Below are 11282 nucleotides of genomic sequence, written 5' to 3' on the forward strand. Positions count from 1 at the left end.
GGCATGGACGCAGGGATGCGTGCGTTCTTTAAACAAACTTATAGCTTTATGGGCATTGCAGTCTTAGTGACAGCGTTCACTGGCTTCATTGTACAAAAGTTTTTCTTAGCACAAGTTTATGCCTTGATTGCCGGTAATTTGATCGGAACATTGGCCTTGTTTGGGATTCAAATCTTGATCATGACCATGATTGGTCGCGCTACATTTAAAAACCCAGCACGTGCGTTTGGTCTCTTAATGGCCTTTGCCGTGATTGAAGGGTTGACATTGGGCTTGTTGTTGGCGGTTTATACCGGTGCTTCAGTCATGATGGCTTTCGCCTCAGCTGCTTCAGTCTTTGGTGGTATGGCACTTTATGGTGTGTTCACGAAGCGTGATTTAACAGGTATGGGATCAATTTTGTTTGGCATGTTGATTGGTTTGATCATTGCATCATTGATTAACCTATTTTTCTATAATGGTATTGTCTCATTATTGATTTCAGGGGTAACCGTGATTATCTTTGCTTTGTATACAGCCTATGATAACCAAAACTTGAAGGTGATGTACGGTCAATATGCTGGTCAAGTTGATACAACGGGCTTGGCAGTCAATGGGGCCTTGCGTCTCTATCTTGACTTTGTTAACTTGTTCTTTGCCTTTATTCAAATCTTTGGTATTGGTAACTCAAGAGATTAAGTTTAATTGTCGAAAGACAAGACAAAGCAGCCGAAAGGCTGTTTTTTTGTTACACTAGAACTACGTAAAGGAAGATAAAATGACAAAGACACTACTTTTAATTGATGGTAATTCGCTCGCATTTCGTGCGTTTTATGCCATGTATAATCAATTGGATCGGATGATTGCGCATAATGGGCTCCACACCAACGCCTTGTTCGCTTTTAATAACTTTCTAGACCAAATCGTGGATCCCATGCAACCTGATCTAGCTGTGGTAGCCTGGGATGCAGCATCGGGCAAAGAAACCTTCCGTGGTGACTTATTTGCAGGTTATAAAGACGGCCGATCAAAGGCACCAGAAGAGTTCAAAGAACAGTTTCCCTATCTGCGTGAAATGGTCGCTTTACATGGCTTACGCAATTATGAACATCCTGGATTGGAAGCCGATGATATCATTGGGACATTTTCGCGTTTAGGTGAAGCTGCCGGCTATCAGGTAACCATTGTGACGGGCGACCAAGATTTAATCCAACTCGCAACGGATAACATCACAGTGAACGTGACGAAAAAAGGTGTGACGGAAATTGAGCGTTTTACACCAGCCTATATTCAAGAAAAGTATGGCTTGACACCGCTACAAATTATTGAGAAAAAGGCCCTAACTGGTGATACGTCTGATAATTATCCTGGCGTTACTAAGGTTGGGGAAAAGACAGCGTTGAAATTGTTAGCCCAGTATCACGATTTGGATAATCTTTATGCTCAAATCGATGAGATGAAGCCGTCAAAAATGAAAGAGAATTTGATTAACGATCGCGAAGCTGCTTACACAGCACGGCAATTAGCAACGATTCGGACAGACGCTGATCTTGAATTACCACTGACGGAAATTGAATATCGCGGTATTGATTATGATGGGTTGGCACCATTCTATGAAGATATCGATTTTAAACAACAATTGGCTAAAATTAAAGCCTTAAAACAATCTGGTCAGCTGACTAGTCAAGCGATAGTGCCGGAACCAGTGGTGAATGTTGTGCCATTGCAGGCAGATAATTTACGAGCGGTGGCGATGATGGGCGACAAAATTGCCTTGCATATCGAAATGGCCGGCCAAAACTATCATGAAGATGACATGATTGGTTTTGTTATTGGTAATCCAACAGTGGGTTACTATGGTAGTCATGATTTGTCCTTACTGCAAACACCGGAACTGCGCGCGGTAATTGAAAATCCAGCTATCATCAAAAACGTTTTTAACGTCAAAGCACAATTGGTGTTGTTTAAGCGCCTGGGCTTAGCGTTGCAGGGTGTTGATTTTGATTTTTTGTTGGCAGCTTACTTGCTCGATACGACAGCAAATGATAATGAACTCTCAACGTTGGCCCAACGTTTTGATGTATATGTGCAGCCAGATGAAGAAGTTTATGGCAAGGGAGCCAAGTTTGCGGTGCCAGAAGACGTAGATCAGGTCTTGACGCATCTTGGTCAAAAGGCGGATGCGTTAATGCAGTTGGAAACGCCCACTTTAGCGGCTTTAACTGATCATGAGCAAATGCATTTGTACACTGATATTGAGTTGCCTTTAGCCCACGTGTTAGCCGATATGGAATACCGTGGTATTGCCATTAACCAAGCGCGTTTAGTAGAAATTGGGACAGATTTAACTGGTCGTATTCAGGCGATTGAAGATGCCATTTATCTAGAAGCTGGGGAAAAATTCAACATTAATTCACCGAAGCAACTCGGGGTGTTGTTGTTTGAAAAAATGGGCTTGCCAGTCATCAAAAAAACGAAAACTGGTTATTCAACGGCAGTTGATGTCCTGGAAAAGTTAGCACATCAAGCCCCAATTGTCGATTATATTTTACAATACCGGCAATTGGCCAAGCTAAAATCCACCTATGTGGATGGCCTATTAGCGGTTGTCAATCAAAAAGATAGCAAAATTCACACGCGTTTCTTACAGACCTTAACGCAAACGGGCCGCTTGTCATCAGTTGATCCTAATTTGCAAAATATTCCGATGCGTTCTGATGAAGGACGTCAAATTCGGACGGCTTTTGTGCCGAGTCAACCAGATTGGCAAATTTTTGGCGCGGATTATTCGCAAATTGAATTACGCGTGCTGGCGCATATGACAGGTGACAAAAATATGCAACAGGCGTTCTTAAATGGCGAAGATATTCATGCCGAAACGGCACGTGCCGTCTTTGGTTTAGATAGTCAAGCACCAGTTAATGCGTTACAACGGCGAACGGCAAAAGCGGTTAACTTTGGGATTGTCTACGGGATTTCTGATTTTGGTTTGGCCAATAATCTGGGGATTTCCCGTGTGCAAGCCAAACAGTTTATTGAAACGTATTTTAAAGAATTCCCTAAAGTACATGAGTGGATGGAAAATATTAAGGCGGTTGCACATGCACAAGGGTATGTGGAAACCATTGCCAAGCGGCGCCGTTACTTACCTGATATTCATGCCAAAAACTTTAACTTGCGGAGTTTTGCGGAACGAACCGCGATGAATTCACCAATTCAAGGATCCGCTGCGGATATTATCAAGATTGCGATGATTAAGGTGGCCGACGCCTTAGCAGAAAATAACATGCAAGCACGGATGTTACTGCAGGTCCACGATGAATTGATTTTTGAAGCACCAACGTCTGAAATACCCGCATTGACAGCATTGGTGACCCAAGTGATGGATTCAGCTGTGACTTTGGATGTCCCTATGCAGGTTGAAAGCCATTATGGTAAAACATGGTATGATGCCAAGTAAGCGTGCTTTTAGCACGCTTTTTTGCGCGTTAAAATAGGGACCTTATTTTCTCATGTTATAAAAGCTGACATGTATTATCAAAATCGCCAGATTTAGCTTAGAATATAGATATGTTAACGGAGGTTGTTAAATGAGCGAACGTGAATTGAGAAGAAATTTAGCAATTCTGCCGATTGGCACCGTCCGTGAATTGACCCTATTAACTGATCGTCAGATTCGATATTATGAACAAAATCAGTTAATTACGCCAAATCGCGGGAAGGGCGGTCAGCGTCGATTTTCATTGAATGACGTGGATCGCTTACTAGAAATCAAAGATTTTCTAGATGCGGGTGATTCAATCAAAGATATTCAAGAAATCTTCGCAAAAAAGCGCCGCAAAGCAGAAGGGCAACCTGATTCGGAAACAGCATTACGTCGATCATTGCAAAAAGAATTTGCGCAAATTGGTCGGTTTGGTCGTTAGTTTTGAAATGCTGGGCATTTCAATATTGGTGTAGGAAGAAAGGAAAATCATGGCACGCAAGTCATATACAAAAGAAGAAATTAAGCAAATTGTTGCAGATGAAAATGTGGAGTTCATCCGTGTCACATTTACCGATGTTTTTGGTGCAATCAAGAACGTTGAAGTGCCAACATCACAATTGGACAAAGTGTTAAACAACAATTTGATGTTTGACGGGTCATCAATTGAAGGATTCGTGCGTATTAACGAATCAGATATGTATCTTTACCCTGACTTGTCAACCTTTATGATTTTCCCATGGGCAACAGATGAGCATGGTGGTAAGGTTGCACGTTTGATTGCTGATATCTATACGGCTGATCGCGAACCATTTGCTGGTGACCCACGTTATGCTTTGCGCAAGGTTTTGGCAGAAGCTAAAGCTGCTGGTTTCACATCATTTAACGTTGGCACAGAACCAGAATTTTTCTTGTTCAAGTTGGACGCCAACGGTAACCCAACCACTGAATTGAACGATAAGGGTGGCTACTTTGACTTGGCCCCACTTGATATGGGTGAAAATGTCCGCCGTGAAATCGTGTTGACTTTGGAAAAGATGGGCTTTGAAATTGAAGCGGCTCACCACGAAGTTGCGGAAGGGCAACATGAAGTTGACTTCAAGTACGCTTCTGCTTTGGAAGCAGCCGACAACATTCAGACATTTAAGTTGGTTGTGAAGACCATTGCGCGTAAGAATGGTTACTTTGCGACATTTATGCCAAAGCCAGTTGCTGGGATTAACGGGTCAGGCATGCACACCAACATGTCATTGTTCCGCGATTCAGAAAATGCTTTTGAAGACACATCAGATGAAATGGGCTTGTCAAAGACAGCTTATAACTACTTGGGCGGTTTGTTGCCGCACGCGACAGATTTCACAGCTTTGGCAAACCCAACTGTCAACTCATACAAGCGTTTGACACCTGGTTTTGAAGCACCGGTTTATGTGGCATGGTCTGCCTCAAACCGTTCACCAATGGTACGCGTACCGGCTTCTCGTGGTAAGTCAACACGTTTGGAATTACGTTCAGTGGATCCAACGGCTAACCCTTATACAACATTGGCTGCGGTATTAGCTGCTGGTTTGGATGGGATCAAGAACGAACTTGAACCATTGGCATCTGTTGATAAGAACATCTACTTGATGGATGAAACAGAACGCACAAAGGCTGGTATCACAGACTTGCCAGACACATTGTTGGCTGCTGTGCGTGAATTGGCGAAGGATGATACGGTGATTGCGGCTATTGGTACGCATATTGCGGATAAGTTTATTGAAGCTAAGAAGATTGAATATACATCATATCGTCAGTTCGTCTCACAATGGGAAACTGACGCCTATCTTGAAAACTATTAATGGCTGCTGCTTTGGCCATTAGGGCACATTAATTCATCAGAAAAGCCACGACAAGTCGTAGCTTTTTTGTTATGATAAAGGGAGTGTTTTAATAGACTGAGGAGCGTGTCAACGACATGAAAAACATAACAATTGACTGGCGAAAAGCTTGGCTAATTGCGATTGTATTTATCGCAAGTGCCTGCGTCCAGGTCTTGGCTTTGAATGCCTTCTTAATCCCTAATAATGTGTTCTCAAGTGGGTTTAACGGTATTGCACAGCTTTTGGCGATTTTCTTTGCGCAAGTCTTTCATATGAATGTCCAAACTGGTGTGTTCATTATGATTTTCAACATCCCAATTGGGATTATTGGCTGGAAGTTAATCGGTGGTAAATTTACAATTTTGAGTTTTTTGAATTCAATTTTTGTGTCATTTTTGCAAATTCTTGCCCCAACACAAGCTTTGACAACTGAACCCTTACTTGCCTCACTGTTTGGTGGTTTATTGTTAGGTGTATCAATTGGGCTGGCCATGCGTTATGGCTTTTCGACCGGTGGGATGGACATTGTTGCCATGGTCGTTCAGAAGCGTACGGGAAAGTCAATCGGCGCCTTGATGAACGGGATTAACTTTGTTGTGGTGATTGTTGCCGGTACCTATATTGGTTGGCAAAATGCCTTGTTCACGTTAATCGGGATTTATGCTTCTGGGCGCGCTGTTGTTGCCATTTATACCGGTTATCAAAAGTTGACGGCCATGATTGTGACCTCAAAAGGCGACGAAGTGGTTACCGCTTTGCATAAGGATCTGATTCGTGGGATTACTATTTTGCCATCAAAAGGGGCTTATACAAAGCGTGATTCTATGACGTTGATGATGGTATTATCACGTTATGAATTGGTTGAAATGCAAGAGATTGTCCATCGGACAGATCCCAAAGCCTTTATCAATCTGATGAGTACGGTCAGTGTGTCAGGGGAATTCTTTGACTCTGACCGCCAGTTGCAAATGAAAAAAGCCGTTGCCGTACCAAAATTTGAAACGGTTGAAGCACAAATTGAAGCTGATCTGCAATTAGAAGCGCAATTAGATCAAATTGAAGTCGAACAAAGAAAGGATATCTAACTATGCCTATTGTACAAGTTGAATTATTAGAAGGTCGCACACAAGCACAACTCGCTAAAATGGTGAAAGACATCACGGATGTGATTGTTGAAGATGCTGGTGCAGCACGTGAAGCGGTACACGTTATTGTACGTGAAATGCCTAAAGATCGTTACGCAGTTGGCGGCGTGTTAAAGAGTGATCAATAAGTGAATAAAAAAGCGTGTGTCATACGTGACACACGCTTTTTTTATTGTTTTGGTTGCGTTGAATCCCGAATAACCAATTGGCCATCGATCACGACACGTTGGATAGTTTGTGGCTGTGCATCACGGACTTTAGTAAACAGCTGATAGAGCTGTTTACCTGCTTCAAAAAAATTAAATTCAAAGCTAGTTAGATTTGGGGTCACGGTTTCGCTAAAAAACGATTGACCAAAGCCAATATATTGTGGTGTTTGCTGCAATGCGTAGCCAGCCTGCATGGCACCAACCACAATACGGTCAGTGGCACCAATCACAAGATCGTACTGATCGGCGGCCATAGCCATTTTGGCATCGCGCTTGGCGGTATCGAGTTTAAAGTCGGTAATCACTTCGGTATAGGGAATATTTGTCAGCGCGGCTTTAATCCCCATGAAACGTTCATAGCCAACAGCATGATCCGCTTTGGCATCGACATTTAACAATAAAACATTTTCAGGATTTAAGGTCTTAATATAGGCACCAACAGCCTCGCCGCCCTGACGATCAGCCATAATGACACGGTGAAAATTCGGTTCGTCTTGGCCTTGAATGACAATTGGCAGTGGCGAAGCCATTAAAGCCTCACGAATGGCGTCAGTTAAATTAGCCGTTAACAAAATGATGCCGCCGACATTTTGGGCGTGTAATTTTTCAATTGCGGCTAATTCGCGCTCAGGATCTTGATAGGCATTGACAATTAAAAAAGTGTCATCATGGTTGTTTTCGTCCAAACCACGAAGCATATCTGATTGGGCAATGGAATCCAAGCGGGGTACAATGACGCCAATCGTATGATTTTTTTGTTGCTTAAGACTTTGGGCAAAAGTGTTGGGGGTATAGCGATATTCTTTTACAATCCGATCAATTTTTTGTCGGGTGTGGGCACTCACAGAACCACCATTGAGGTAACGTGAGACCGTACTTTTGGCAACATTTGCCATTTTGGCAATGTCATTAATTGTGACTTTCTTATTCATAACCTTAATCATATCAGAAATACCAACGGTTGTTGCGATATTCAGCAAAAAAAGTGGGGGTTGCAAAATAATTTGTAAGCGGTTACAATGACAGTGTAATAAAGAACCGGTTCCGTAATACGTATTTGTAAGATTGGCAGTGCTGTTTTAACAGCTCGTTTTAAACTGAGTAGAGGAAAATCCAATGAAGTATGATGAAGTAGCAAAGCGCGTGGCAAACGCGGTCGAACAAGACAACATTATTGCTGCAGCGCACTGTGCCACACGGTTACGACTTGTCGTCAAGGACGTCAAGAAAATTGATCAAGACGCTTTAGACAATGATCCGGATTTGAAAGGGACCTTTAACGCAAATGGTCAGTATCAAATCATTGTTGGACCTGGCGATGTGAATGGTGTTTATGATGAATTTGTGAAGCTAACCGGCGTTAAACAAGCCTCAACAGATGACTTGAAGCAGATTGCCGCACAGTCTGGTAAGAAAAATCCAATTATGGATTTGATTAAAGTTTTGTCTGATATCTTTGTGCCACTGATTCCAGCCTTGGTTGCTGGTGGTCTACTAATGGCCTTGAATAACATCTTGACCGGTGTTGGTATGTTTGGACCAAAGTCATTGGTTCAGATGTTCCCACAAATTACTGGCTTAGCTGAAATGGTTAACCTAATGGCGTCGGCACCATTTGCCTTCTTACCCATTTTGATTGGGATTACAGCGACACGGCGGTTTGGTGGGAGTGAAATCCTGGGTGCTGCGGCTGGTATGATGTTGGTGATGCCAAGCCTGGTCAACGGTTATAACGTGGCTGAAGCGGTGGCAACCGGTAAGATGCCAACTTGGGATTTGTTTGGTTTGCATGTTGCCCAAGCTGGTTATCAAGGTCAAGTGTTACCAATTATCGGGGTTGCCTTTATTCTTGCCACTTTGGAAAAGTTCTTCCATAAGCATTTGAAAGGGGCGATTGACTTTAAATTTACGCCAAAGCTTGCGATGTTGATTACACGATTTGTGACCTTCATTGTGGTCGGACCAATCTTGCGCGTCATCTCAAACGGTATCACCGATGGGTTGACTTGGATGGTGACAACCTTTGGCTTTATTGGTTATGGTATCTTTGGATCATTCTATTCAGCCATTGTGATTACTGGCTTGCATCAAAGTTTCCCAGCGATTGAAACCCAATTGTTAGCCAATATCGCCAAAACTGGTGGTGACTTTATTTTCCCAATTGCTGCTTCAGCTAACGTGGCGCAAGGGGCCGCAACCTTTGCGATCTATTTCTTGGCCAAGGGAAATCCAAAGATGCGTGCCTTGGCATCATCAGCCGGCGCCTCAGCGATGCTTGGTATCACTGAACCTGCCTTGTTTGGGGTCAACCTTAAGTACAAATTCCCATTCTTTATCGCCTTAGGGGCTTCTGGTGTTGCTAGCTTGATGATGGGCTTGTTCCATGTGATGTCCTCATCACTTGGCCCAGCTGGTTTGATTGGTTTCATTGCAATTCCAGCAAATAAGTGGGTTGGCTTCTTTATCTCAATGATTATTGCCTTTGTGCTCGCGTTTGTGGTAACGTTTGTTTACGGCCGCTCACACATGCCTGCTTCAGATACACCAAAGGCACCAGTTGTGCCTGATGAAACAGTCGTTGCTGTTGGCTTGTCTGTAAATGCGCCAGTTGCTGGTGCATTAGTGGATATTGCCACGGTAAATGATCCAGTTTTCTCAAGTGGTATGATGGGACAAGGTGTTGCGATTGAACCAAGTGATAATCAAATCGTAGCGCCAGCCGATGGCCTGATCACCGTTGCTTATGCGACAAAACACGCTTATGGCTTGAAAACAGATGACGGTGTTGAAGTATTAATTCACGTCGGGATTGATACGGTTAACTTGGAAGGTAAGGGCTTTACGTCAGAAGTTGTTCAAGGCCAGTATGTCACGAAGGGGACAGTGCTTGGTACATTTGATAAGCAAGTCATTGCTGATGCCGGCTATCCGGTCACAACGATGGTTGTGGTGACCAACAGTCAATCATATGAGAAAGTAGTCCATGACAAGCCGTTTGGGTCAAAGGTTGTCCCAACTGATGTTGTTCTGACTGCTGTACCCGAAGCAGCGGCTGAAAATCTGATTGTTGCACCAGTTTAAGGAGTTTAAATGTTAGTTACAAATGATACGATTGCTTTTGAGAAATATCACTTATATCCAACCAAAGGGTTACTTAATGATCCCAACGGCCTCGTATTTTTTAAAGGCCAGTACCACGTTTTTTACCAGTGGAATCCAAAGGCTTGCGACCATAAGTATAAAGAGTGGGGCCATTTTATTTCAGATGATTTGAAGACATGGCGTCGGGTTGAATCCGCTTTAAAGCCGTCACTGGAAAATTTGGATTCGGCCGGTATCTACTCGGGCGCTGCTTTTGTCAAAGATGATCGACTCTACGTCTTCTATACTGGTAACGTGCGCGATGCGGCTGGTCACAGTGTGAAATCATCACAAATGTGGGCGGTGAGTGATGATGGGATTCATTTTGAAAAACTCGGTGAATTATTTCCTCATCCGGCAGGGTTTACCAAAGATGTGCGAGATCCAATGGTTTGGCAGGGTGATAATGGACATTATTTCTTGATTTTAGGGGCGCAACACGATAATCAAGTTGGCGATATTATCATTTATGAATCGGTTGATTTTAAGAACTGGACATTTAAAGGCTCATTGCTAGGCGATCAATTACGCGACGTTCGTGGTTATATGCTGGAATGTCCAGGATTGATCACTGTCGATGGCAAGCAAATTTTGATGTTTTCTCCACAAGGGTTAGCACCAGATCATGTGCATCATCGATATGAGAACATTCATAACACGGGGTATGTGATTGGCACTTTTGATGAAACAACGGCACGTTTTCAGGTCGAAACAGACTTTGAAGAAGTTGATCAAGGGTTTGAATTCTATGCCCCACAGACTATGAACGCACCTGACGGGCGACGCATCATGTGGGGATGGGCTGGTATGATGACACCCGAACGGGAAGCGGCTGTGCCAACAATTGCCACAGCCGATTGGGTACATGTGTTAACGGTACCACGGGCATTACACGTCACAGCCGACAATCACTTAGTGCAACAGCCAATCCAAGAAATATTGGCGCCAACAGTGCTTGACATTCAGTCGCTTTATCATCTGACGGTTGGTCAATATCGTGTACAGACTGATACGGATTGGTCGGTGGCCCTAGGTGATCATGCCACATTAAAGCGAGTGGGCCAAACGTTGTATTTTGAACGGCAACAGTGGGAAGATCATCGTTTAGATACGCGTCAAATGACGGGCAACCTGGATGAACTCTTGCTGATTGTAGACAATGATGTGATTGAAGTTTATACTGAAGATGGTTTGCAGGTTATGACGGGACGTTATTTCTAGGCAGCTATTGTGATATTGAAGACGCTAGTACGTAAAGGTGTTGCTCAAAATAGGGTTAACATCGCATAAAGAGGTAAAAGAATGGGACTATTAGGTGCAATTGAAGCAGGTGGTACAAAGTTTGTGGTGGCTGTTGCCGATGAAGACTTTAACATTATCGATCGAACAGCCTTCCCAACATTGGATGGCGAAAAGACGTTAGATCAGGTGATTGCGTTCTTTGACCAATATGATAACATCGACG

General features: G+C 43.3%; 10 protein-coding genes. 9 read left to right on the forward strand and 1 reads right to left on the reverse strand.

The features are described from left to right. From ACW12G_RS04310 to ACW12G_RS04335, 6 genes are all read left to right on the forward strand, one after another. The coding region (locus tag ACW12G_RS04310) for a Bax inhibitor-1/YccA family protein (protein ID WP_455647358.1) at positions 1–678 on the forward strand (678 nt) is incomplete at its 5' end. A 79-nt stretch (positions 679–757) separates the two neighbouring features. Next, a complete protein-coding gene (polA, locus tag ACW12G_RS04315; RefSeq protein WP_455647359.1) occupies positions 758–3439 on the forward strand; it encodes a DNA polymerase I in 2682 nt (893 codons plus the stop codon). Between the two features lie 130 nt (positions 3440–3569). After that, the gene (locus ACW12G_RS04320; RefSeq protein ID WP_010000499.1) at positions 3570–3905 is read left to right on the forward strand and encodes a MerR family transcriptional regulator; all 336 of its coding nucleotides are present in this window, start codon (positions 3570–3572) and stop codon (positions 3903–3905) included. A gap of 49 nt (positions 3906–3954) precedes the next feature. Next, positions 3955–5301, forward strand: coding sequence for a type I glutamate--ammonia ligase (gene glnA, locus ACW12G_RS04325; protein ID WP_455647360.1), 1347 nt, complete (start codon positions 3955–3957; stop codon positions 5299–5301). A 116-nt stretch (positions 5302–5417) separates the two neighbouring features. Beyond that, the gene (locus ACW12G_RS04330) at positions 5418–6407 is read left to right on the forward strand and encodes a YitT family protein (RefSeq protein ID WP_455647361.1); all 990 of its coding nucleotides are present in this window, start codon (positions 5418–5420) and stop codon (positions 6405–6407) included. A gap of 2 nt (positions 6408–6409) precedes the next feature. Then, entirely contained in the window at positions 6410–6595 is a 186-nt protein-coding gene (locus ACW12G_RS04335; RefSeq protein ID WP_010000495.1) for a 2-hydroxymuconate tautomerase, read from the forward strand. 41 nt (positions 6596–6636) lie between these two features. Here the strand turns inward: ACW12G_RS04335 and ACW12G_RS04340 are convergent, their stop codons facing one another. Further along, a complete protein-coding gene (locus ACW12G_RS04340; RefSeq protein WP_455647362.1) occupies positions 6637–7608 on the reverse strand; it encodes a LacI family DNA-binding transcriptional regulator in 972 nt (323 codons plus the stop codon). A 184-nt stretch (positions 7609–7792) separates the two neighbouring features. Here ACW12G_RS04340 and ACW12G_RS04345 point away from each other — a divergent pair, with 184 nt between their 5' ends. The 3 genes from ACW12G_RS04345 to ACW12G_RS04355 form a co-directional block, all read left to right on the forward strand. Then, positions 7793–9757 carry a sucrose-specific PTS transporter subunit IIBC gene (locus ACW12G_RS04345; protein ID WP_455647363.1) on the forward strand — a complete coding sequence of 655 codons (1965 nt, stop codon included), beginning with the start codon at positions 7793–7795 and terminating at the stop codon, positions 9755–9757. Positions 9758–9766: 9 nt separating this feature from the next. Beyond that, positions 9767–11038, forward strand: a complete 1272-nt coding sequence (locus tag ACW12G_RS04350; RefSeq protein WP_455647364.1) for a glycoside hydrolase family 32 protein — start codon at positions 9767–9769, stop codon at positions 11036–11038. 81 nt (positions 11039–11119) lie between these two features. After that, the coding region (locus ACW12G_RS04355) for an ROK family protein (RefSeq protein ID WP_455647365.1) at positions 11120–11282 on the forward strand (163 nt) is incomplete at its 3' end.

It is taken from the genome of Leuconostoc sp. (genome assembly GCF_965300815.1).

Coding starts and splice junctions, on each gene's coding strand:
- ACW12G_RS04340 (WP_455647362.1), bottom strand. CDS start 7,608: ATGAATAAGAAAGTCACAATTAATGACATTGCCAAAATGGCAAATGTT.
- polA (WP_455647359.1), top strand. CDS start 758: ATGACAAAGACACTACTTTTAATTGATGGTAATTCGCTCGCATTTCGT.
- ACW12G_RS04350 (WP_455647364.1), top strand. CDS start 9,767: ATGTTAGTTACAAATGATACGATTGCTTTTGAGAAATATCACTTATAT.
- ACW12G_RS04320 (WP_010000499.1), top strand. CDS start 3,570: ATGAGCGAACGTGAATTGAGAAGAAATTTAGCAATTCTGCCGATTGGC.
- glnA (WP_455647360.1), top strand. CDS start 3,955: ATGGCACGCAAGTCATATACAAAAGAAGAAATTAAGCAAATTGTTGCA.
- ACW12G_RS04335 (WP_010000495.1), top strand. CDS start 6,410: ATGCCTATTGTACAAGTTGAATTATTAGAAGGTCGCACACAAGCACAA.
- ACW12G_RS04330 (WP_455647361.1), top strand. CDS start 5,418: ATGAAAAACATAACAATTGACTGGCGAAAAGCTTGGCTAATTGCGATT.
- ACW12G_RS04345 (WP_455647363.1), top strand. CDS start 7,793: ATGAAGTATGATGAAGTAGCAAAGCGCGTGGCAAACGCGGTCGAACAA.